Source organism: Streptomyces sp. NPDC093221 (genome assembly GCF_044753885.1).
Taxonomy (GTDB): domain Bacteria; phylum Actinomycetota; class Actinomycetes; order Streptomycetales; family Streptomycetaceae; genus Actinacidiphila.
Genome location: NZ_JBIVOA010000015.1, coordinates 56666 through 80231, shown reverse-complemented (window position 1 = coordinate 80231; position 23566 = coordinate 56666). Strand labels below are relative to the sequence as shown.

The following is a 23566-nucleotide window of genomic DNA, read 5'->3' as shown; positions in this document are numbered from 1 at the left end:
CGCCGCGCCGCTCGCGGACGCCTCCCGTGTACACCACGGCCGTTCGACGTGCGAGGACGTGAGTTGACCGACCGTGACGTACGGGAGCCGGGACGCGTTAGGCATCTTCGCGCCCGCCCGGGGCGTCAACCGAGGTGAGGGGTGTCATCCCGTGGTCCGGGTGACGCGGGGGAACGGTCGTGCGGCGAGATTCGAAGAAGTTCACGGAAACCACCCTTATGGGTGAACTGACGCCGTGTGCCCGCCAGTTCACCCTCCGTGCGTAAACATTGCCGGGTCGAGGTCCCCGGCGGCTGTCCCCAACAGTCGTGCGCCGGGGACTCCATGCCACTTGTGGGGGTTTTCCACCGTGTACCGCACCATCAACATCAGCCTGCCCGCACGCCGTTCGGCCGCCGCCATCGGCGCCGCCGTCGCCCTCGCCGCGGGCACCTTCGCCGTAGCGCCGGGCGCGCAGGCGACCCCCGCGCCGTCGGGCGGCGGCACGTCCACCGCGACCGTGCTGCGAGCGGGCCTCGACGTATCGCTGCTGAACAAGACCGTGGACGTCCCGGTGAATGTCTCGCTCAACGATGTGAAGGCGCCCGCCGACGCGAAGGAGACCGCGCTGACCGTGAAGGTCGGCAGCGGTGTCGAGCAGGGTCGTGAGATCAGCATCCTGCGGGCCGACGTCGCGACGGCGAACGCGACCGCCGACCGTTACAAGGCGGAGGGCTACGCCAACGTGGCCAAGGCCGAGGTCCATGTCCCCGGACTTCCGCTGCTCTCGCTGATCAAGCTGGACGCCGTCACGTCCAAGGCGACCTGCCAGGTGGGCCACAAGCCCACCGCCAGCTCGAAGCTGGTCGGGGTGACGATCCTCGGCAGGACCATCTCGCTCAACGCGGTCGGCACCACCGACGTCCGCGTCGGCGGGGTCGGTGAGGTCAGTCTCCAGCTCACCAACACCGTGACCACCTCCCGAACGGCCGCCGCCACCGCCCTTCAACTGAAGGTCCACATCAACCCGTTGAACCTCGGGGTCGCCGAGGTCACCGGTGACGTCACGCTGGCGCAGGCCACCTGCCGTACGCCCCAGGCCGGCGGCTCGACTGGGGGGTCGACGTCGGGCGGCAACTCCGGAGGCTCGACGAACGGCGGTTCCACGAACGGAGGCTCGACCAACGGCGGTTCCACGAACGGAGGCTCGACCAACGGAGGTGCCGCGAACGGCGGTTCCACGAACGGAGGTGCCGCGAACGGCGGTTCCACGAACGGGGGGTCCACCAACGGCGGCTCGACCGGCGGCTCCACGGGCGGTCACTCCACCGGCGGCTCCACCTCCGGCTCGTCCAACGGCGGTTCCGGCAACGGCGGTTCCAGCGGTACGTCCGGCTCCGCGGGCACCTCGGGGGGCTCCACCTCCGGCGGCAGCAACACCCACCCGCAGACCGGCACCGACACCTCGGTGAACACCGGCAACCTGGCCGAGACCGGCGCCAGCTCCTCCACGCCGTACATGGCGTACGGCGCCATCGGCCTGATCGCGGTGGGCGGCGGGGCCTTCCTGCTCACCAACCGCCGCCGCAAGGCAGCCGCTTCGCGCGGCGAGTAGTCCGGCCCACGGGGGGATCGGGGGAATACAGGGGAGGGCGGCTCCGCTCCGGGAGCCGCCCTCTACTCTGTTCCCTACGAACGGCGGCTCGACTGCCGTTCGACTTGGGGATGGGCGAACGGGGCGAACGAGTAATGGTCGACGGGCTTTTCGCGGGTCGTTACGAACTGGCGGAGCTTCTCGGCTCCGGCGGAATGGCCCGGGTGCACCGCGCCCGCGACACCCGCATGGGCCGCGCCGTCGCGGTCAAGACGCTCCTGCCCGAACTGGCCAGCGACCCCGACGCGCGCCGCCGGTTCGCCCGCGAGGCGCAGGCCGCGGGAGCGCTCAACCACCCCGGCATCGTCACCGTCCACGACCAGGACGAGGTCCGCACCGACGACGACACCGTGGTGCCGTACCTGGTCATGGAGTACGTGCGGGGCAGCACGCTCGCCCAACTCGTCCGCGAGCAGGTCTGGTTCGCGCCCGAGCGCGCGGCGCGCATCGCCGCCGACGTGCTGGACGCGCTCGCCCACGCGCACAGCCACGGCACCGTCCACCGCGACGTGAAGCCCGCCAACGTGATGATCACCACCGAAGGCGCCGTCAAGGTCGCCGACTTCGGCATCGCGCACGTCCTGCACAGTGACGCCCGGCTTACCGCCACCGGCTCGGCGATCGGCACGCCCAGCTACATGTCGCCCGAGCAGATCAACGGCGTCGACGTCGACGCCCGCAGCGACGTCTACGCGGTCGGCTGCGTCCTGACCGAACTGCTCACCGGCAGACCGCCGTTCACCGACGGCAACCCGATCAACCTCATGTACTGGCACGTCCACACCCCGCCCCCGGCCCCGTCCGCCCGCAATCCGCGGGTGCCCGAGGAGTTGGACGCGCTGGTGCTGGCCGCGCTCGCCAAGGACCCGGCCGAGCGGCCCGAGGGCGCCGCCGCCTTCCGCGACCAACTGCGCGGCTGGCTGGCGGCCACCGGCTCCTCCGCGCTGACCGGGCCCGCCGCGGAACCCGCGGACGGCGGTTCGGGCAAGCGGTCGTCGGCGGCCGACCCCCGGGCGACCTTCGGAGTGCCGGGCGCCGGGCTGCCCGCGCTGCCGCCCAAGGCGGACCCGGCCGGAGCAGGCACGCCGCCGCGGGCACCGCGGACCCCCGCCGGGTCGCCGGGCACGCCTTCCCCGTCCGGCGGCACGCCCTCGCCCTCGTCCGGCACGCCTTCCCCGTCCTCCGGCACCCCCGCACCCTCGTCCGGCACTCCCTCCCCGTCCTCCGGCACTCCCTCCCCGTCCGCGGGCCGGGGCTCGTCCATACCGCCCGCCGCCGCGAGCGACGCGACCCCGCCGCCGCGTGCGGCCGGCTACCTCCAGCCGGAGCACCCCGCGTACCGCGCCCCGCAGCGCCCGGTGCCGCCGCAGTATCTGCCGAGCACCCCGCCGCCGCTCAATGTGGGCAGGCCCGCGGAGCCGTCGCGGGGCGGGGCCGGGCGCCGCCGGTGGATGGCGGGCGCGGCCGGGCTGGCGGTCACCGCGGTCGCCGTGACCGTGACGCTCACCTTCGCGCCGTTCGGCGGCAAGAAGCACGGCGACGACAAGCCCACCGACAAGCCGACCGTGCAGAACGCGGCGCTCCAACTCCACGGCGGGAAGGAGGGTTCCGGCTACAGCGGCGGGCTGAACGGGGTGGTCAGACCCTCGACGGCCACCGGCGGCACGCTCAAGCTCATCTCCTCCTACGCCTCGGAGAATCTCCTCGACCCGGCCGCCACCTACGACCAGCCGTCGTGGAATCTCCAGCGCCTCTACCTGCGCAAACTCGTGGACTACGCGCCCGCGCCCGGCGGCGCGGGCCGCAAGGTCGTCCCCGACCTCGCCACCGACACCGGCCAGGTCAGCTCCGACGGCCGCACCTGGACCTTCCGCCTCAAGGACGGCGTCACCTTCGACAACGGAGCGCCGATCACCTCCAAGGACGTCAAGTACGGCATCGAGCGGACCTTCGCCCGCGACGAGTTCCCCGGCGGCCCGACCCACCTCGTGGACCTCCTCGACCAGGGGCAGAACTACCAGGGCCCGTACACCGACAGCGACCCCGGCAAGCTCGGCCTGCGCTCGGTGGCCACACCGGACGACCGCACGATCGTCTTCCGGCTCGCCAAGCCCTACGCGGACTTCCGCTACGTCCTCGCGCTGTCGATCGGCGCGCCCGTCCCGCAGTCCGCCGACACCGGCGGCGGCAAGGACTTCGGGAAGCACCCCGTCGGCAGCGGCCCCTACCGCGTCGCGAGCTACACCTCGGGCGCCTCGCTGCACCTGGTCCGCAACACCCACTGGGACCCCAGGACCGACACCGTGCACTCCGCGCTGCCCGACGCGATCGACCTGAAGATCGTCAGCAGTCAGGACGAGGTCGAGACCGACCTGCTCGACGGCAGCGCCGACCTCGACCTGGCCGGCCAGACGGTCAGCGACCAGACCGAGACCAAGATCCTCAACGACCCGGCGCTGAAGGCCAATACGGACCTCGTCTTCAACGGCACCACCCGCTTCCTGAGCCTCCAGACCACGGTGGCGCCCTTCGACCGGTACGAGTGCCGCTGGGCCGTGCAGTACGCCATCGACAAGGCGCAGGTCCGCGCCGTGCTCGGCGGGCAGTACGCCGGCGGCGAGGTGGCCACCACGATGCTGCCGCCGACCACCGACGGATACAGCACCTCGGCCACGCCCTTCGGCACCAACGCGGGGGTGTCGTTCCCCGACGAGGCACGCAAGTACCTGGGCAAGTGCGGCAAGCCCAACGGCTTCACCGTCACCATGGCCGGGGTCAAGGCGCCGGGGCGGGTCGAGGACGCCATGCAGTCCATCCGCGGTTCCCTCGCCGAAGTCGGCATCACCGTCAAGATCGTCACGCAGGACGCCAGTACCTTCTACGACACGCTGCTGTCGCCCAGCAAGCTCAAGAGCGCCAAGTGGGGCATCGTGATGACCGGATGGGCCGCCGACTGGCCCACCGGCGGCGGCTTCCTGCGCTCGCTGATCCAGCCGGGCAGCATCAACAACTACGCCCAGCTCGACGACAGCGAGATCAACGGCCTGGTCACGCAGGCCGACGGCGTCACCGATCCGGCCAAGGCCGCGTCCCTGTGGCAGGCCATCGACGCCAAGGTGATGGGCGAGGGCACCATGGTCCCGCTGATCTACACCCAGCACCTCGTCTACCGCGCCCCCCGCCTCACCAACGTCTACGAGCAGCCGGTCCTCGGCGGTGTCGACCTCACCGCCCTCGGCGTCAAGCAGTAGGCAGGACCGGCCGGTTGAGCGCCCTGCTCTCAGGCCATGGCCGTGGCGAGGGCGTTCGCGAAGCCGTCCGTCGTACGGCGGTCGCGCACGGCGATCCGCAGCCAGTCGGGTCCGAGGCCGGGGAAGGTGTCGGCGCGCCGGACCGCGTAGCCCATCTCTCGCAGCCGGAGCCGGACGTCGGCCGCTCCGGGCATGCGCAGCAGGACGAAGGGACCGGCGGGCGCGTCGCCCGCGACCTCGACTCCGGGGAGTGCGGCCAGCCTGTCCAGCAGGTAGGCGCGGTCGCCGACCACGGTACGGGCCGCCTCCGCCGCCTCCGCGAGCGCGTCCGGCTCCACGCAGGCAACGGCCGCCGCCAGCGCGGGAGTCGACACCGCCCACAGCGGCTGTGCGCTCTCCAGCGCCGCGACCGTGTCCGCGTCGCCGAGCACGTAGCCGATCCGCAGTCCGGCCAGGCCCCAGGTCTTGGTCAGACTGCGCAGGACGAGGAGCCCCGGCACGTCCCGGCACCCGGCCAGCGACTCGCTCTCGCCCGGCACCGCGTCCATGAACGCCTCGTCCACCACCAGCGTGCGCCCCGGACGGGCCAACTCCCGTATCAGCGCGGCCGGATGGAGGACGGACGTCGGGTTGGTCGGATTGCCGACTACCACCAGATCCGCCTCCGGCGGGACCGCCGCCGGGTCGAGCCGGAAGCCGTCGGACGCGGACAACAGGACCCGTCGCACCTCGTGGCCGGCCGCCCGCAGCGCCGCCTCGGGTTCGGTGAACTGCGGGTGCACCACAACGGTGTGACGTGGTGTCAGTGCCCGTGCGAGCAGCACGAACGCCTCCGCCGCTCCGGCCGTCACCAGCACCTCGGCGTCCGGCCGCCCGTGGCGTAGGGCCACCGCGTGCCGCGCCGCCCGGCCGTCCGGATATCCGGCGAGGCCGGTCAGCGACCGCGCGACGCGCTCGCGCAGCCAGGGCGGGGGAGTGTTCGCGCGGACGTTGACCGCGAGGTCGATCAGGCCCTCGCCGACCTCGGCGTCACCGTGATGCCGCAAGTCGTAGCCGTCGGCGGCGACTTCGGCGCGGCCGGCGTCATGGCCGTCGGGGGTGTCGCGGCCGTACGGGTCCGGGCCGCCGCCCGCCGCCGGGTCCGGCACGCGGTCGCGGTCAGTGGGTGTGCGCATGGTGGCCGCTTCCGTGGCTGTGCGACGGGTCGTCGGGGTGGTGGTGCGGCTGCTGCGGCAGCCCGACGCGGTCCTCGAAGCCGGGGAGCTTGACCCGGTACACGCACGAGTCGCAGTTCATCCGCAGGTCGCCCCGTACCGTCTCCCGGTAGCGCTCCATCACCAGCTCCGCCAACTCCGGCTCGGGGCCGATCACGTCGGCGCAGCGCAGCTCCACGTCCGGCGCTTCCCCCGCCCACTCGCGGGCCTGGTCCCGTACCCGGTCCGGCAGCACACCGGTGAACAGGAAGTACGGCAGGACGACGACGCGGCGCGCGCCCAGCTTGCGGCAGCGGTCGAGACCGGCCCGCACCGACGGCTCGGCCAGCGACACGAAGGCCGTCTCCACCCCCGCGTAACCACGGCCCTCCCACAGCAGCCGCGCCACCTTGAACACCTCGGCGTTGGCGTCCGGATCCGTCGAACCCCGGCCCACCAGCAGCACCGTGGTCTCCGCGCGGTCGGCGCCCGCCAGCGCCTCGTCCACGCGCCGCTCCAGCACCGTCAGCAGATTCGGATGCGGCCCGAGCGGGCGGCCGTACGCGAACGACGTCCCCGGATGGCGCCGCTCCTCACGGGCCAGCGCCGCCGGTATGTCGCCCTTGGCGTGCCCGGCCGACACCAGCACCAGTGGAACGGCGGCGAAGTCGCGTACGCCCGCGCCGACCAGCTCCGCCACCGAGTCCGCCAGCGGCGGCGGCGACAGCTCGATGAAGCCGCCGCCGACCGCCAACTCCGGACTGGCCGCGCCCAGTTGCGCCACGAACGAGCGGAAGGCGGCCGCACCGGCCGCGTCACGCGTGCCGTGGCCGACGAGCAGAAGGGCAGGGGGGTGGGTCACTGGTCGTTCTCCTTGAAGGGATGGTCGGCGAGGGGACGGTCGGTGAGGTGATGTTCCGCGAGGGGATATTCCGTGTACAACAGGGCGTTGAGCGCCGCGGCGGCCACCGCGGAGCCGCCCTTCTCCGAGACGTTGCTGACCGCGGGCAGCCCCGACGCCCGCAGCCGCGCCTTGCTCTCCGCCGCGCCGACGAAGCCGACCGGCAGCCCGATCACCAGCGCGGGCGCCGCGTCCAGGTTCAGCAACTCCTCCAGCGCCGTGGGCGCGCATCCGACCACCCACACCGCGCCCGGCCCGACCTCCGCGTACGCCAGCCGTATCGCGTGCGCGCTGCGCGTCAGTCCCGGCCCGGAGGCCGCGTCCGTGAGCCGGCACACCGAGGACCGTGCCGTGATCCCGGACGCGACCATCTCCACGTCCGCCACGATCGGCGCGCCCGCGTGCAACGCGGCGTGCGCGTAACGGAGTTCCGACTCCTCGCACACCAGGTCCTCCGCGTACCCGAGGTCCGCGCTCGAATGGATCACGCGCTCCACGACGGCCCGTCGCAGCGGCGTCATCCCTGAGGTGTCGAGCCGGGACCGCAGGATGCGGAAGGACTCCTGCTCGATGGGGTGGACCGTACGGTTCACGCGGCTTCTCCTCCGGAGGGGGTGGGGGCGGTCGGGGCTTGTGGGAACGGGTGACGGGGCGCCGTCATGTCTGCCAGCGGTAGCCGCGGGGGGTCACCATGCGGCCGGAGACGATACGGCTGGCGGTGTTGCCGACGGTCACGACCGTCACCATGTCGACCGTGCCGACGTCGAGGTCGGCGAGCGTCGTGACCTCGACCCGTTCGTCCGGGCGGGACGCCGCGTGGACGACGCCGACCGGAGTCAGCGGGGTGCGGTGCTCGGCCAGGACGGACAGCGCCTTGGGCAACTGCCAGGCGCGCCCGCGGCTGCGGGGGTTGTAGAAGGTCACGACCAGGTCGGACTCGGCGGCGGCCCGCACGCGCCGTTCGATCACGTCCCAGGGTGTGTGCAGGTCGGACAGGCTGATCGAGACGTGGTCGTGGCCGAGCGGCGCGCCCAGCAGGGCGGCTGCCGCCAGGGCGGCGGTCACGCCCGGGACGCCGATCACGTCGATGTCGTCGGCCGCCTCCGCCAGCGCGGGGGACGCCATCGCGTAGACCCCGGCGTCACCGCTCCCGATCAGCGCGACGGCGTGCCCGGCGCGGGCCTCGGCGACGGCGGTGCGGGCCCGTTCCTCCTCCGCGCCGAGCCCCGACTCCAGCACGCGGGTGCCGGGCAGCAGCAGGTCGCGGATCTGGTCGACGTACTGGTCGAGGCCGACGATCACGGACGCGCGGCGCAGTTCCGCCACGGCGCGCGGTGTCACCAGGTCGCGGGCGCCGGGGCCCAGGCCCACCACGGCCAGCCGTCCGCGCGGTCGGCGCCGCGCGACGGCGGCTGTCGCCATCGCCGACTTCCGCTTCTCCACGATCAGTTGGCCGCCGGTCCCGGCGGCCAGGATCGCCGCCGCCTCCGCCACGGACGGTGTCCCGACCGCGGCGAGCGGCGCTGCCGAGGGGTTCGGCACGGCCGTCCTCGCCAGTTCCGCTGCCGCGTACGTCAGCAACGGCACCCCGAACTCCGCCGCCGCGGCCACGATCCCCTCCTCCCCGGCCTTCGCGTCCACCGTCGCCAGGGCGCTCACGCTCTTCTGCGCCAGCCCCGCCTCCGCCAGGGTGCTGCGCACCAGCCCGACCACTTCCTCCCGCCCGACCCCCCGGCTTCCCCCCACCCCCACCACCAACGACGGCGGCCTCACAAACACCGCGACGCCCCCCTCATCTCCCCCCACCACCCGATCCGTCACCCACACCGCATACCCACCCGCGCCCGCCGGGCGGGGGACGGCGGTGTTCGGCGGTGCCGGGGTCAGCTCGTGCTGGGCCGGGGGCTCGGGGCGGAGCGTGAACGGCTGGTCCTGCCCGGCCGACGTCCGGGGGCCTTCGGGGGAAGTGGGTTCCCCTGTATCCGCCGCGTCCGGCGGACGCGGGACGGCGGTGTTCGGCGGTGCCGAGGTCAGCTCGCGCTGGGCCGGGGGCCCGGGCCGGAGCGTGAACGGCTGGTCCTGCCCGGCCGACGTCCGGGGGTCTTCGGGGGGCGACGGTTCCCCCGAATGCGCTGGGGTCCACTCTGCCGGGACCACCGTCAGGGGAAAGGCGGGGAGGGGCCAGGTCTGGTCGGTGTGGAGGCGGACGGGGGCGCCGTCGAGGAGGGCGCGCGTGAGGGGGGCCAGGGGCCCGTCCGTGGGGTAGGGGAGGGCGTCGAGCGCGGGGGTGCCGACGGAGTCGGTCGCGGTGGTGATGACGGGAGCGGACCCGAGGACGGAGGAGACGGCGGAGGCCAGAACGTTGGCGCCGCCGCCGTGCCCGCCGAGGAGGGCGACGGCGTGGCGGTGGGCCTCGTCGACGGTGACGACACCGGGATCCTCGGCCTTGCCGCGCAGCAGCGGGGCGAGGAGCCGCACGGCGGCGCCGGTCGCGAGGAAGAGGACGAGCTGGTCGCACTCGGCGAAGGCCGTCGCCACCACGGACCGCAGCGGACGGTCCGCGCCGTCCCCGTACAGCACCGTCCTGCCGGGCCACGCGGCGGCGAGCCGCTCGCATCCGGTGCGCCCCGCCGCGGTGGCGTGGATGAGGCCGATCACGAGAGCTCTCCTTCTTGGGGTGCGGGGCGCCGGGCCCACAGCACGAACACGGGATTCGTCGCGGCCAGCCGCGCCACCTCCCCGGGCAGCGGCGCGAGCCGCGACGACTGGAGCAGGACACCGTCGGGCACCAGCCCGGCGGCCCGCAGGGCACCGCGGACCTCCGCCACCCGGTCCACGGCGGCGAGCGTCACCACGACGGTCCGCCGCGCCCGCCGGGCGCACGCCGCGACGATCGCGGCCAGCTCCCGCCCGCCGCCGCCGACGAAGACGGCGTCGGGGTCGGGCAGTCCGTCGAGCGCGGCGGGCGCGTCCCCGTGCACGACCTGCACGTCCACGCCGTGCGCGCCGGCGTTCCCCCGTATCCGCTCGACGCCGTCGGCCGTCTTCTCCACGGCGACCACGGCGGCGCCGAACCGCGCGCACTCCACGGCCACGGACCCGGACCCGGCCCCGACGTCCCACACCAGGTCCCCGGTGCGCGGCCCGAGCCGGGCCAGGGCCAGGGCCCGTACCTCGAACTTGGTGACCATGGAGTCGCGGTGCGCGAACTCCTCCTCGGGCAGCGCCCATTGGGCGGGTGCGGGCGGCGGCCCCGCGACCGTACGGGAGACGTCGGCCCGTTCGCCGAAGGAGTCCGCCGCCAGGCACAGCACCACCGCGACCCCGGCCCCCGACCAGTCCCGTTCGGCGGCCCGCGCGGGCGAGACCCGCTCGACGCGCTCGGCGTCCGTACCGAGCGCGGAGGCGACAACGAGGGTACGGTCCAGGCCGGTACGGGCCAGCGCCGCGCCCAACTCGGCCGGTCCCGCGCCGGGTCCGGTCAGTACGGCCGTCTTGGGATGCGCCCGGCACACATGGACGGCGGTGCGCAGATCGCGTCCGTGCGCGCTGACCACCACCGCGTCGTCCCAGCGCAGCCCGAGCCGGGCGAAGGCCACCGCGACGGACGGGGACGACGGCCGTACGTCGAGCGCCGCCGCGCCGAACCGCGCGCCCAACGCCCGTACGATCCCGAAGAATCCGGGGTCGCCCGAGGCGAGCACGACCACGCGGGCACCGGGCGCGGCCGCGTACTCCGCGATCGTGTCGAGCGCGGGTGCGAGCGGCCCGAGCACCACGCGCCGTGCCCCGGCGGGCAGTTGGACCGCGTCGAGGTGCCGGGCGGCGCCGACGACCAGATCGGCGGCGCCGACGTCGGGCACCGGGCCGCCCGTACCCACGCCGAGGACGGTGATCACGCCGTCACCCATGGGACTCACGCGATTCCCCCGAAGCGCGGGACTCCTCCGGCGTACGGGACTCCCCGGGAGCACGGGACTCCCGCAGGGCGCGCCGCGCCACCGGATCGGCCCGCCGGAAACCGTGGAAGTGGCCGGGGTGATAGAGGTGGGAGCGCGTCCCGGAGGCGGCGAGCGCGGGTCCGACCAGGAAGAGCGTGTGCTTCCAGAGCTTGTGCTCCTTGACGGTGGCCTCCATCGTGCCGACCGTGCAACGCAGCAACAGCTCCTCGGGCCACGTGACCTGATGGGCGATCAGCACCGGGGTGCCGGTGACGTAGCCGCCCTCCAGCAGCTCGGCGGCGAGCTGCCCGGACCGCGCCGCGGACAGGAACACCGCCATCGTCGTACCGTGCCGGGCGAATTCCCTGACCTCCTCGCCCGGCGGCATCGGCGTCTTGCCGCCGCCCAGCCGGGTCAGGATCACCGACTGCGCGACCTCGGGAATCGTCAACTCCCTCCCGGCCAGGGCCGCGACGGCCGAGAACGACGACACCCCCGGCACAATCTCCACCTCGATGCCGAGCCCCGCGCAGCGGTCCACCTGCTCCTGCGTGCCGCCCCACAGCGCCGGATCGCCCGAGTGGATCCGCGCCACCCGCAGCCCCTCGCGCAGCGCCCGCTCGTACACCGCGACCACGTCCTCCAGCGACATCGCCGCGGAGTCCAGGATCTCCGCGCCCTCGCGGGCGTGCCGCAGCACCTCGGCCTGCACCAGGCTCGCCGCCCAGATGACGACGTCCGCCTCCGCGATGGCCCGCGCCGCCCGGAAGGTCAGCAGATCCGCCGCGCCGGGGCCCGCGCCGACGATCGTCACCTTCGCGCCGCTTGCGGCGCCCGTCCCCGGTTCCGTCGCGCCGCTCACAGCTTTCCTCCCCGGCCGCCGTCGCGCCGCGCGGGCGCGATCAGGGTCGACAGGTACGGCAGCGCGCCGTCCCGCAGCTCCTCCGCCAACTCCTTGGCGGGCCTGATGGATTCACCGGGCAGCCCCAGCGAACTGCCCCACACCGCACCCTCGGTCCTGTCGGTCTCCCGCAGCGCCGCCGCCACTTCCCCGGCCAGCCGCCCGAATTTGTACGCCACCACCGTGCCGGGCCCCTCCAGCGCCGCCCGCAGCACCGCGGCCCCCGCCGTCACCGGCACCAGCGTCAACGGCTCGGTCCCCTCGGTGAGTACGGCCCCGCTGCGCGCCGCCAGATCCTGCATCGCCGTGATGCCGGGCACCGTCTCGATCCGCACCCCGGCCACCGACTCCGTGACCGTCTGCGCCAGATACGTGAACGTCGAGTACACATTCGGGTCGCCGATCGTCGCGAAGGCCACCGTCCCGTGCTCCCGCAGGAGTTCGGCCACCCGCGCGCCCGCCGCGTCCCACGCCGCCTCCCGCCGCGCCCGGTCGGTCCGCTCGTTCAGCGCGAACACCACCCGGACGATCCGCGCCGCGTCCACGTAGTGCAGTACGGTCGCCTCCGCCCGTCCCCGCTCGCCCGTGTCGAGTACCGGTACGACGACCACGGCCGCCGCCCGCAGCGCGTTCACTCCCTTGACGGTCACCAGCTCCGGGTCGCCGGGGCCCACCCCGACTCCGGTCAGCAGCGCGGTCATTCGGCACACCTCTCTACGAAGCGCCGCGCCAGTGACGGCTCGGCGGCCCAGTGCACATGCAGATACGAGGCATGCACGTTCTTCTCCACGAAGCCGTCGACCCTGCGGGCGGCTTCTCCCGTGAAACCCCAGGCCGGGGTGGCGCCCGCGCCCGGCTCCACGCGGGTCCTGTGGAACTCGTGGCCCCGCAGGCGGGTGCCGGCCGCCGCCAGCACGCTGTCGCTCAACGCGACGGCCTCGCGGTAGCCCAGCGTCAGGCGGTCGGTCATCGTGGCCGTGGCGTTCAGCACCCCGCACATCGGGGCGCCGTCCAACTCCCTTGTCAGATAAAGGAGTCCGGCGCACTCCGCCGCGATCGGGCCTTCGAAGGCGGCGACCGCCTCGCGCAGCCGCTCATTCGCCGACAGGTCGGCGGCGTGCATCTCGGGGAAGCCGCCGCCGAGGATCACGCCGCGCGTACCCTCCGGCAACTTCTCGTCCCGCAGCGGGTCGAACCCCACCACCTCCGACCCCGCCGCCCGCAGCAGCTCCGCCTGCTCCTCGTACCCGAACGTGAACGCCGCCCCACCCGCGACAGCCACCACCGCGCCCCTCCCCGAAGCCGAGCCCGACTTCCCGGCCCCACCCGCGGCGGCAGTTGGGGGAGGGGCCGGGGCGGAGCCACGGTTTCGGGGAGGGGCGGGGTGGGGGAAAGCGGCGTCGCAGGCCGCCAGCTCGGACAGCGGGTCCCAGGCGGTGCCCGGCAGGTCCGGGGCGCTGCGCGCCAGGGAGAGGAGCGCGGGCAGGTCGCAGGCACCGCGCACGAGCGCGGCGAGCTCACGGACCCACCCCACGGCGTCGCCCCGCCGCTCGGCGACAGGAATGAGCCCGAGGTGCCGGGACGGCACATGAAGCAGCGGCGCGCGCCGCAGCACACCGAGCACGGGCACCCCGGACTCGTCGAGCGCGGCCCGCAAAAGTGCCTCGTGCCGATCGGAAGCGACCTGATTGAGAACGACCCCGCCGATCCGCACCTCGGGATCCCAGGAGGCGAAGCCATGGACGAGCGCGGCGACGGACCGCGACTGCGCGCCGGCGTCCACGACGAGAACCACCGGCGCCCGGAGAATCTTGGCGACCTGCGCGGTGGAGCCCAGCTCACCGCGCCCCGCGGCACCGTCGAAGAGCCCCATGACGCCCTCGACGACGGCGAGTTCGCATCCGGCGGCGCCGTGCGCGAAGAGCGGGACGACACGGTCGGGCCCGCACAGAAAGGGATCGAGGTTGCGGCCGGGCCGCCCGGCGGCGAGCGAGTGGTAGCCGGGATCGATGTAGTCGGGCCCGACCTTGTGCGGGGACACGGCGAGCCCGGCCTCGGCGAACGCGGCCAACAGCCCGGTGGCGACGGTGGTCTTGCCGCTGCCGGAGGCGGGCGCGGCCACCACGAGGCGCGGGACGTTCACCACTCGATGCCCCTCTGCCCCTTCTGCCCGGCGTCCATGGGGTGCTTGACCTTGGACATGTCGGTGACGAGGTCGGCGGCGTCGACCAGCGCGGGCGGCGCGTTGCGGCCGGTGATGACGACGTGCTGGGCGCCGGGCCGGTCGCGGAGCACGGCGACGACCTCGTCGGTGTCGACCCACCCCCAGTGCATGGGGTACGCGAACTCGTCCAGCACGTAGAGCCGGTACGTCTCGGCGGCCAGGTCCCGCTTGACCTGCTCCCACCCCTCGCGGGCCGCGTCCTCGCTGGACTCCAGGGACCGCTGCACCCAGGACCAGCCCTCGCCCATCTTGTGCCAGGCGACGGTCCCGCCCTCGCCGGAGTCGCCGAGCACGCGCAGCGCCCGCTCCTCGCCGACCTTCCACTTGGCGGACTTGACGAATTGGAACACCCCGACCGGCCAGCCCTGGTTCCAGGCGCGCAGCGCGAGACCGAAGGCGGCGGTCGACTTCCCCTTGCCGACCCCGGTGTGCACGATCGTCAGCGGCCGGTTCCTGCGCTGACGGGTCGTCAAACCGTCGTCGGGTACGGCACTCGGCTGCCCCTGCGGCATTACGCGGCCCTCCGTACGTCGTTGACGAGCGCGGACACCGTGTCGGCGCGCAGTTCCTCCAGCGTCACCGCGACGCCGCCCAACTCCTGTGCCAGCGCGCCCGCCAGGCCGAGCCTGACCGGGCCCGACTCGCAGTCCACGACCACCGAGGCGGTGCCTTCTGCGGCCAGCAGCCGGGCCGCCCGCGCGGCGAGCGCCATCGGTTCCAGACCGCTCTTGACCGTGCTGCCCGCCGCCGCCCGGCTGCCGGTCGCCCGGCCGTCCGTCACCACGATCAGCAGCGGGCGCCGCGTGGCGTCCCGCAACCGCTCCACGCGCAGCACCTCACGCGCCTTGAGAAGCCCGGCGGCCAGCGGCGTACGCCCGCCGGTCGGCAGCTTCTCCAGCCGGGCCGCGCCCGCCTCGACCGACGACGTCGGCGGCAGCACGAGGTCGGCGTCCGCACCCCGGAAGGTGACCAGACCGACCTTGTCGCGCCGCTGGTACGCGTCCAGCAGCAGCGACAGCACCGCGCCCTTGACCGCGGTCATCCGCTCCCGCGCCGCCATCGAGCCGGACGCGTCCACCACGAACAGCACGAGATTGCCCTCGCGGCCCTCCCTGACCGCCTGCCGCAGATCGTCCCGGCGGATCACGAGCCCCGCGCCCGACCGGCCGCGCGCCCGCTGGTACGGGGCCGCCGCCTGCACGGTGGCCGCCAGGTGCAGCTTGCCCAGCGAGCCGCGCGGGCGCCTGGCGGAGGTCGTCCTGCCGTGCGCCGTACGGGCCCTGGACCTGCGTCCGGCCGCGCCCTCGCCGATGCCCGGCACATCGAAGTGCCGCGTCCTGTACGGGTCCCCGGCGCCGACCGCCGAGCGCTCGCCCTTGGGCCCGGAGCCGTCGCCCGCGCTGTCGCCCGCACCCGCGCTCGCGGCGGGGGAGTCCTGTCCCGCGGGCGCGTCCTGCTCGCTGCCGGGCTGTTCCCCAGAGCCGCCCTGCGGGCCGCCCTCCGGCTCCCGAGGCCCGGACGGCCCGCCGCCGGGGCCGTCCGGGTCGGTGTCCGGGTCGTCGTCCCCCTCGCCGTCCCGCCCCTCGCCCTGCTCTCCCTCTCCCTCGCCGGCCCCGCGCTCCCGCTCCAGCGTCTCGTCCAGCTTGTCCTCGTCGAGGCCGGGCGCGTCAAAGGGGTTGCGACGCCGCCGGTGGGGCAGCGCCAACAGCGCGGCCTGCCGTACGTCCTCGGCGAGGACGACCGTGCGGCCCGCCCACGCGGCCAGCGCCGTCGCCGTACGCGCCATGACGATGTCCGCGCGCATCCCGTCCACCTCGAACGCCGCGCACGTCGCCGCGATCTGCCGCAGCGCGCCGTCGCCCAGGCGCACCGACGGCAGCAACCGCCGCGCCTCGGCTATCCGTTCACGCACCGCCTGCTCGTCGGCCGCCCAACGCGCCCCGAAACCGGCCGGATCCGCGTCGTACGCCAGCCGCCGCCTGACCACCTCGACGCGCTCGTCGGTCTCCCGCGAGGCCGCGACCTCGACCGTCAGGCCGAACCGGTCGAGCAACTGCGGGCGCAGCTCGCCCTCTTCCGGGTTCATCGTGCCGACCAGCAGGAAGCGGGCCGCGTGCCGGACGGAGACGCCTTCGCGCTCCACGTAGCTCGCGCCCATCGCCGCCGCGTCCAGCAGCAGGTCCACCAAGTGGTCGTGGAGCAGATTCACCTCGTCCACGTACAGCACGCCGCGGTGCGCCGCCGCCAACAGGCCCGGCTCGTACGCCTTCACGCCCTCCGACAGGGCGCGCTCGATGTCCAGCGCGCCCACCAGGCGGTCCTCGCTCGCGCCGACCGGCAGCTCAACCACCCGCGCCGCGCGGGCCGTTCCCCCGCCCGCCTCATGCGGGCCGTCCGGGCACTGCGCGTCCGGGGCCGCCGGGTCGCAGGAGAACCTGCACCCCGGCACCACCGGTACGTCCGGCAGCAGTGTCGACAGCGCCCGCACCGCCGTGCTCTTCGCGGTGCCCTTCTCCCCCCTGACCAGCACCCCGCCCACCGCCGGGCTCACGGCGTTCAACAGCAGCGCCAACCGCAGGTCTTCCTGGCCCACCAGGGCCGTGAACGGATACGGCGTACTCACGATGCCTCCTCGTACGTGCACATGCGGTTCGCTGACATCTCTCCCCCCACCCCGCCCCTCCCCGAAGCCCTCAATCGCCGGGCGGGCTGGAGAGCCGGGGCGGGGTGCGCGAGGGCGGCTCCCGCCTCCGGCTGCCGGAGGGTCCGTGCTGCGCACGCCTCGGCGGGTTCCGGCTTCGGTCGCCGGGCGGGCTGGGGAATGGTGAGAGGGGTGCGGCACGACGAGCCTGTCCGGCGATTGAGGACAGGGGGGACGGGGGCTTGCCGCCGGTTTCGGGGAGGGGCGGGGTGGGGGAGAAGGCCCGCCGCAGGCGTGGCGGTGGCGGTGGGGGTCACGCGTCGCCCTCCAGGTCACCCTCGAGGTCGAGATAGGTGGAGCGCAGGCGCTCCAGGGTCTCGGGGTCGGGGGCGGACCACAGCCCCCGCTCGGCCGCTTCGAGCAGCCGCTCCGAAATCCCCCGCAGAGCCCAGGGATTGGACTTCCGCATGAATTCCTGGTTCTCCGCGTCGAAGACATACTCGGTGGCGAGCTTCTCGTACATCCAGTCGTCCACCACCCCCGCCGTGGCGTCGTACCCGAAGAGATAATCGACGGTCGCCGCCATCTCGAAAGCCCCCTTGTACCCGTGCCGCCGCATCGCGGCCATCCAGCGGGGATTGACGACCCGCGCCCGGAACACCCGGTGCGTCTCCTCACCGAGGGTCCGCGTGCGGACCTGGTCCGTGAGCGCGGAGTCGCCGACATAGGCCCGCGGGGAGTCGCCGGTCAGATGCCGGACCATGGCGACCATGCCCCCGTGGTACTGGAAGTAGTCGTCGGCGTCGACAAGGTCGTGCTCACGGGTGTCGACGTTCTTGGCGGCGACCTGGATACGGCGGAAGGCGGCCTCCATGTCGCCGCGGGCGGCCCGCCCGTCGAGACCGCGGCCGTAGGCGTAACCGCCCCAGACGGCGTAGACCTCGGCGAGGTCGGCGTCGGAACGCCAGTTGCGGGCGTCGATCAGCGGCAGCAGCCCGGCCCCGTAGGCACCGGGCTTGGAGCCGAAGATGCGGGCGGTGGCGCGCCGCCGGTCCCCGTGCTCGGCGAAGTCCTCGTCGGCGTGGGCGCGTACGTAGTTGACGTCGGCGGGCTCGTCCAACTCCGCGACGGCCCGCACCGCGTCGTCCACGAGGGCGACGACGTGGGGAAAGGCGTCGCGGAAGAAGCCGGAGATGCGGACGGTGACGTCGATCCGGGGCCGCCCCAACTCCTCGGCGCCGACGACCTCGAAGCCGGTGACCCGCCGGGACGCGTCGTCCCACAGCGGGCGGCAGCCGAGCAGCGCCAGGATCTCGGCGATGTCGTCGCCCTGGGTGCGCATGCACGACGTGCCCCACACGGTGAGGCCCACGGACTGCGGATACGCGCCGGTGTCGGCGAGGTGCCGGGCCAGCAGCGAGTCGGCGAGCGCCGTGCCGACGTCCCAAGCGAGCCTGGACGGAATGGCCTTGGGGTCGACGGAGTAGAAATTGCGGCCGGTCGGCAGGACGTTGACCAGGCCGCGGGTCGGCGACCCGGAAGGCCCGGCCGGTACGTAACCGCCGCGCAGCGCCCGCAGGATGTGGTCGATCTCGTCGGTCGTACGGGCCAGGCGCGGCACGACCTCGCGGGCGGCGAATTCCAACACCCTCACCGCGTCCGGCACTTCGTGGTCGCCCAGCAGCTGCGCGACCGCCCCGGCGGCGGCGTCACGGTGCCAGTCGACGGCCTCCATCGCCTCCGCGAGCCGCCGCGCGAGCTGCTCCAGCAGGTCGACGGCGTCGGAGGCGGTCCGCGCGGGGCCGGCCGCGAGCGAGGTGAGCGCGGACGGCAGCTCTACGCGGGCGCCGGGCTCGGCGAGCAGCGTCTTCTCCACCAGGCCGAAGGAGAGTGCGAGCGCGGCCCGCAGCCCCGGCAGCGCGCCGCCGACCCCGCCCCACACCTGCGCGGAGCGCAGCACGGCGAGGACCAGATTGGTCCTGGCCTCGCCGACCGGCCCGCCGCCCAGGATGTGCAGACCGTCCCTGATCTGCACGTCCTTGATCTCGCAGAGCCAGCCGTCGACATGCAGCACGAAGTCGTTGAAGTCGTCCTCCTCCGGCTGCTCGTCCACGTGCAGGTCGTGGTGGAGTTCGGCGGCGCGCACCAGGGTCCAGATCTGGCTGCGGACCGCCGGGGCCTTGGCCGGGTCGAGATCGTTCACCAGGGCGTACTCGTCGAGGAGTTGCTCCAGTTTCGCGAGGTCGCCGTAGGTGTCGGCGCGGGCCATCGGCGGCACGAGGTGGTCCACGACGGTGGCGTGGCCGCGCCGCTTGGCCTGGGTGCCCTCGCCGGGGTCGTTGACGATGAAGGGGTAGACCAGGGGGAGTTCGCCGAGGACGGCGTCCGGCGCGCAGCCCGCCGACAGCCCGAGGCCCTTGCCGGGCAGCCACTCCATCGTGCCGTGCTTGCCCAGGTGCACGATCGCGTCGGCGCCGAAACCGCCCTCGGCGGTCGCCGTCTCCAGCCAGCGGTACGCGGCCATGTAGTGGTGGGACGGCGGCATGTCGGGGTCGTGGTAGATCGCGATCGGGTTCTCGCCGAAGCCGCGCGGCGGCTGGATCATGATGACGACATTGCCGAACCGCAGGGACGCCAGCACGATGTCGTCGCCGTCGAGGTAGAGGGAGCCCGGCGGCTCGCCCCAGTGCTCCAGCATCCCGGCCCGCAGGTCGGCGTCGAGCGTCGCGAACCACTTCTCGTAGTCGGCCAGCGGCACGCGCGCGGGCGCCGCCGAGAGCTGATCCTCCGTCAGCCACTCCACGTCGTGACCGCCCGCCGCGATCAGCCGGTGAATCAACTCGTCGCCGCCGGCGGGGTATTCACCGGTCACGTATCCCGCGTCGCGCAGCGCGTCCAGCAGCCGTACGGCGGAGGCGGGGGTGTCGAGGCCGACCGCGTTGCCGACCCGGGAGTGCTTGGTCGGGTAGGCGGTGAAGACCAGCGCGAGCCGCTTGTCGGCGTTCGCCTTGTACTTCAGCGCCGCGTGCCGGACCGCGATACCGGCGACCCGCGCCGCCCGCTCCGGATCGGCCGCGTAGACCGGCACATCGCCCTCGCCGGTCTCCTTGAACGAGAACGGCACGGTGATCAGCCGCCCGTCGAATTCGGGGATCGCCACCTGCATCGCCGCGTCCATCGGTGTCAGCGCCGCGTCCGACCCCAGCCACGCCTCGCGCGACGAGGTCAGGCACAGGCCCTGGAGCACCGGCACGTCCAGGTCCGCCAACGCGCCGATGTCCCACGCCTCGTCGTCCCCGCCCGCCGTCGCCTCGGACGCGACGGTGCCGCCCGCCGCCAGCACGGTCGCCACGATCGCGTCGGCCCGCCCGAGCAGCGCGTACAGCCCCTCGTCGGCGCTGCGCAGCGAACCGCAGTACACCGGAAGGGCGTTGGCGCCCTTCGCCTCGACCGCCGCGCACAGCGTGTCCACGAACGCGGTGTTCCCCGACAGTTCGTGCGCCCGGTAGAAGAGGACGGCGACGGTCGGCAGGGCCTCGTCGTACGCGTACGCGCCGTGCACGCCGTACTCGGGCATCCGGCGGGGCGCCTCGAAGCCCTCGCCGCTCATCAGCACCGTGTCGGACAGGAAGCGGGCCAGCTCCGTCAGATTCTCCGGGCCGCCCTCGACCAGATAGCGCAGCGCCTCCGCGACGACACCCGCGGGGACCGACGACAGCGCCATCAGCTCCGCGTCCGGCACCGACTCACCGCCCAGCAGCACCGTCGGCACCCCGGAGGCCGCGAGCGCCGCGAGCCCCTCCTCCCAGACCCGTCGGCCGCCGAGCAGCCGGACCACCGCGATGTCCACGCCGTCCAGCAGCGCGGGCAGTTCGGCCGCCGGATCGACGCGGGAGGGGTTGCCGATCCGGTAGGAGACGGCGGACGAGTCGGCGGCGCGGGCCGCCAACAGGTCGGTGTCGGCGGTGGACAGCAGCAGAACGGTGCTCACGTGTGCCCCATCGTCATCGTCACGTCCCGTTCCCCGGCGGGGGAACGGGTGGGTCTGCGGCCGGCCGGCCGCCCCGGAGAAGTCCTTACGGGTGCCGCCCCGGCCGTCGTTCCTGCCGTTGCTCCGGCTGTTGTCCCGGCCGTTGCCCCGGCTGTTGCCCCGGCCGTCGTCCCGGTTGCCGTTCACGGCGCGCCCGGCGGCACGAACGGCAGGTCGGGCGGCGGCCCCTGCTCGATGAGCCGCAGCAGCGCGCCGGTGTCCGCGTGCTCCTCGATCAGATCGCCCAGCCGGTCCAACTGCGCCTCGCGCAGCGCCCCGAAGGACGTGTCGGGCGCCGGGACGAAGCGCCGTCCGGCGGCGGCGGCCACCCGTCGCAGGAACGCCCGGCGGAAACCGTCGCTCTCCAACGAGCCGTGCCAGTGCGTGCCCCACACCGCGCCGACCCGGCAGCCGTCGAGGAACTCCTCGTCACCGCCCAGGACTTCGGCCACCCCGTGGTGGATCTCATAGCCCTCGACGCGCTCCCCGTACGCCGTCCCGACCGGCCTGGCCAGCGTCTTCGCGGCGGCGAAGCGCACCCGGACCGGCAGCAGGCCAAGACCGGGGACCGAGCCCGCCCGCGACTCGACGTCGTCCTCGATGCGGTCGGCCAGCATCTGGAAACCGCCGCAGACACCCAGCACCGGACGCCCCTCGGCGGCCCGCCGTACGACGGCGTCGGCCAGGCCGCGCTCACGCAGCCACTCCAGCGCCCGCACAGTGCCGCGCGTGCCCGGCAGCACCACGAGGTCGGCGTCCGCCAACTCCTCGGCCCGGTCCACGAACCGCACCACCACCCCCGGCTCCGCCGCGAGCGCGTCCACGTCCGTGAAGTTCGACATCAGCGGTACGGCGGCCACCGCGACCCGCAGCAACTCCGCGCCGTGCGGCGGCGCGACCACCGATTCATGGGCGGCGCGCGGCGACACGCTCCCCCGAACTCCGCCCCGGGGGACCCCCAGCCCGTCCTCCTCGTCGATGCCCAGGCCGTGGGCGAACGGCAGCACGCCGAGCGTCGGCCGGCCGGTCAGCTTGTGCAGCATGTCCAGACCCGGCCGGAGCAGCGAGACGTCACCGCGGAATTTGTTGACCAGATAGCCCGCGACCAGCGCCTGGTCCTCGGGTGCGAGCAGCGCCGTCGTCCCGAAGAAGGACGCGAAGACACCGCCGCGGTCGATGTCGCCGACCACGACCACCGGCAGTCCGGCCGCGCGGGCCACGCCCATGTTCACGATGTCGGTCCTGCGCAGATTGATCTCGGCCGGGCTGCCCGCGCCCTCGCAGATCACGGCGTCGTACCGGCCGCGCAGCTCTTCGAGGCAGCCGGTGACCGTGCCCAGCAGATCGGCCTGCCGTCCGCCGTGGTAGCCGCGCGCGCTCAGTTCGCCCACGGCCTTGCCCAGCACCACGACCTGGCTGCTGCGGTCGCCGCCCGGCTTGAGCAGCACCGGATTCATCAGCGCCGACGGCTCCACGCGGGCGGCCTGCGCCTGCATCGCCTGTGCCCGGCCGATCTCGGCGCCCTCCCGCGTCACGAACGAGTTCAGCGACATGTTCTGCCCCTTGAAGGGGGCCACGCGTATGCCCTGCCGCACCAGCCACCGGCAGATCCCCGCCGTCACCACGGACTTGCCCGCGTCCGAGGTCGTCCCGGCGACCAACAGGCCGCCCCCGAGGGCCGTCACGAGGTCCCCCCGGCGCCGGAGAAAGGCCGCGCCCGGCGCGACACCGTCGGACTCCACGCTCGTGCTTCGCGCCGCCGCGGCGGACGTATCCCTCCGCCGACGGCACGTCCCCCGAAGGGCCGTTCCCCCGGCCGGCCGTGGCCCGGCGCCGAGCCGCCCCGTATCGCCGCTGTCAGGACGCAGAGCGCCGCCGCGGCGGCCGAGACCCGCCGCGACAGCCGGACGGCCCGCGCGATGTCGGCCGGGGCCGGGGCCGGGTGTTCGGCGCCCAGGACGGCGCGGTGTTCGGTGCGGCCCGCGTAGGAGAGGGTGCCGCCGAGACGCAGGCGCAGGGCGCCGGCGAAGGCGGCTTCCACAGGTCCCGCGTTGGGGCTGGGGTGCGCGGCGGCGTCCCGGCGCCAGACGCGCAGGGCGGTACGCGGCGAGGGCCCGGCGAGGACGGCGAGCGCGGCGGTGAGGCGGGCGCCGGGGTAGCCGACGACGTCGTCCAGCCGCGCGGCGGCCCAGCCGAACCGCAGGTGGCGCGGCGACCGGTGACCGACCATCGCGTCGAGCGTGTTGACGGCGCGGAAGCCGACCAGCCCCGGCACCCCGCCCCACGCGCCCCACACCAGGGCCCCGACGACCGCGTCCGAGGTGTTCTCCGCGACCGACTCGACCACGGCGCGCGCGATCCCCGCCGCGTCCAGGGAATGCGGGTCGCGTCCGCACAGGTGCGGCAGCCGGGCGCGCGCCGCCTCGATGTCCCCGGCGTCGAGCGCGGCGGCGACGGCCCGCGCCTCACGGGCCAGTGACGTCCCGCCCAGCACCGACCAGGTGGCGGCGGCGGTCAGCGCGACGCGGAGCGCGACGGAGGACCGTACGGCCCGGTCGGCCAGCGCGGCGGCACCCACCGCACCCCCGGCGCACAGTGCGGCGTACACCGCCCCACTGCCCCGGTCGTCACGCCACATCCGGCGCTCCAACGCGCCCGCCGCGCGCCCGAACACCGCGACCGGATGGCCGCGACGCGGGTCGCCCGCGACGAGATCGCCGAGAAAGCCGAGTGCGGCGCCGTACGCGAACACGCGATCGGCACGCACCGGTTCAGCCCGCGTCCACGCCGTCCAGGTGAAGTGCCGGACAGGGTGGCGTACTTGTGCGCACCTGCGTGCGGTGGTCCGTGA

Annotated in this window: 15 protein-coding genes; 2 read left to right on the top strand and 13 right to left on the bottom strand. The window is 74.2% G+C overall.

The window, feature by feature from the left end; all coding sequences use genetic code 11:
* Nucleotides 1-349: 349 nt before the first annotated feature.
* Nucleotides 350-1594: an SCO1860 family LAETG-anchored protein gene (locus ACIQCJ_RS34915; RefSeq protein ID WP_402713851.1), complete on the top strand. Its 1245-nt coding sequence runs from the start codon at nucleotides 350-352 to the stop codon at nucleotides 1592-1594.
* Nucleotides 1595-1728: 134 nt separating this feature from the next.
* Nucleotides 1729-4884 carry an ABC transporter substrate-binding protein gene (locus ACIQCJ_RS34910; protein WP_402713849.1) on the top strand — a complete coding sequence of 1052 codons (3156 nt, stop codon included), beginning with the start codon at nucleotides 1729-1731 and terminating at the stop codon, nucleotides 4882-4884.
* 29 nt (nucleotides 4885-4913) lie between these two features.
* Here the strand turns inward: ACIQCJ_RS34910 and cobC are convergent, their stop codons facing one another.
* The 13 genes from cobC to ACIQCJ_RS34845 form a co-directional block, all read right to left on the bottom strand.
* Nucleotides 4914-6059, bottom strand: a complete 1146-nt coding sequence (cobC, locus tag ACIQCJ_RS34905) for an Rv2231c family pyridoxal phosphate-dependent protein CobC (RefSeq protein ID WP_402713847.1) — start codon at nucleotides 6057-6059, stop codon at nucleotides 4914-4916.
* The gene (locus ACIQCJ_RS34900; RefSeq protein WP_401856594.1) at nucleotides 6043-6939 is read right to left on the bottom strand and encodes a sirohydrochlorin chelatase; all 897 of its coding nucleotides are present in this window, start codon (nucleotides 6937-6939) and stop codon (nucleotides 6043-6045) included. The genes cobC and ACIQCJ_RS34900 overlap by 17 nt, the downstream gene beginning before the upstream one ends.
* Entirely contained in the window at nucleotides 6936-7571 is a 636-nt protein-coding gene (locus ACIQCJ_RS34895; protein ID WP_401714589.1) for a precorrin-8X methylmutase, read from the bottom strand. The genes ACIQCJ_RS34900 and ACIQCJ_RS34895 overlap by 4 nt, the downstream gene beginning before the upstream one ends.
* A gap of 64 nt (nucleotides 7572-7635) precedes the next feature.
* Nucleotides 7636-9636 carry a precorrin-3B C(17)-methyltransferase gene (gene cobJ, locus ACIQCJ_RS34890; protein WP_402713845.1) on the bottom strand — a complete coding sequence of 667 codons (2001 nt, stop codon included), beginning with the start codon at nucleotides 9634-9636 and terminating at the stop codon, nucleotides 7636-7638.
* Nucleotides 9633-10877, bottom strand: a complete 1245-nt coding sequence (gene cbiE / locus ACIQCJ_RS34885) for a precorrin-6y C5,15-methyltransferase (decarboxylating) subunit CbiE (protein WP_402713885.1) — start codon at nucleotides 10875-10877, stop codon at nucleotides 9633-9635. Before cbiE ends, cobJ begins: the two co-directional genes overlap by 4 nt.
* 4 nt (nucleotides 10878-10881) lie before the next feature.
* Nucleotides 10882-11781, bottom strand: coding sequence for a precorrin-4 C(11)-methyltransferase (gene cobM, locus ACIQCJ_RS34880; RefSeq protein WP_402713843.1), 900 nt, complete (start codon nucleotides 11779-11781; stop codon nucleotides 10882-10884).
* Nucleotides 11778-12521 carry a precorrin-2 C(20)-methyltransferase gene (gene cobI / locus ACIQCJ_RS34875; RefSeq protein WP_402713841.1) on the bottom strand — a complete coding sequence of 248 codons (744 nt, stop codon included), beginning with the start codon at nucleotides 12519-12521 and terminating at the stop codon, nucleotides 11778-11780. Before cobI ends, cobM begins: the two co-directional genes overlap by 4 nt.
* Nucleotides 12518-13966 carry a cobyrinate a,c-diamide synthase gene (locus tag ACIQCJ_RS34870; protein ID WP_402713839.1) on the bottom strand — a complete coding sequence of 483 codons (1449 nt, stop codon included), beginning with the start codon at nucleotides 13964-13966 and terminating at the stop codon, nucleotides 12518-12520. Before ACIQCJ_RS34870 ends, cobI begins: the two co-directional genes overlap by 4 nt.
* Nucleotides 13960-14556, bottom strand: coding sequence for a cob(I)yrinic acid a,c-diamide adenosyltransferase (gene cobO / locus ACIQCJ_RS34865; RefSeq protein ID WP_355333755.1), 597 nt, complete (start codon nucleotides 14554-14556; stop codon nucleotides 13960-13962). The genes ACIQCJ_RS34870 and cobO overlap by 7 nt, the downstream gene beginning before the upstream one ends.
* Nucleotides 14556-16667: a putative cobaltochelatase gene (locus tag ACIQCJ_RS34860; protein WP_402713836.1), complete on the bottom strand. Its 2112-nt coding sequence runs from the start codon at nucleotides 16665-16667 to the stop codon at nucleotides 14556-14558. Before ACIQCJ_RS34860 ends, cobO begins: the two co-directional genes overlap by 1 nt.
* 331 nt (nucleotides 16668-16998) lie before the next feature.
* The gene (gene cobN, locus ACIQCJ_RS34855; RefSeq protein WP_402713834.1) at nucleotides 16999-20676 is read right to left on the bottom strand and encodes a cobaltochelatase subunit CobN; all 3678 of its coding nucleotides are present in this window, start codon (nucleotides 20674-20676) and stop codon (nucleotides 16999-17001) included.
* A 182-nt stretch (nucleotides 20677-20858) separates the two neighbouring features.
* On the bottom strand, nucleotides 20859-22400 hold the full coding sequence (locus ACIQCJ_RS34850; RefSeq protein WP_391044173.1) for a cobyric acid synthase: 1542 nt from the start codon (nucleotides 22398-22400) through the stop codon (nucleotides 20859-20861).
* Nucleotides 22397-23482, bottom strand: coding sequence for a cobalamin biosynthesis protein (locus ACIQCJ_RS34845; protein ID WP_402713832.1), 1086 nt, complete (start codon nucleotides 23480-23482; stop codon nucleotides 22397-22399). The genes ACIQCJ_RS34850 and ACIQCJ_RS34845 overlap by 4 nt, the downstream gene beginning before the upstream one ends.
* Nucleotides 23483-23566: the final 84 nt, after the last annotated feature.

Coding starts and splice junctions, on each gene's coding strand:
- cobI (WP_402713841.1), bottom strand. CDS start 12,521: ATGACCGCGCTGCTGACCGGAGTCGGGGTGGGCCCCGGCGACCCGGAG.
- cobC (WP_402713847.1), bottom strand. CDS start 6,059: ATGCGCACACCCACTGACCGCGACCGCGTGCCGGACCCGGCGGCGGGC.
- cobO (WP_355333755.1), bottom strand. CDS start 14,556: ATGCCGCAGGGGCAGCCGAGTGCCGTACCCGACGACGGTTTGACGACC.
- ACIQCJ_RS34910 (WP_402713849.1), top strand. CDS start 1,729: ATGGTCGACGGGCTTTTCGCGGGTCGTTACGAACTGGCGGAGCTTCTC.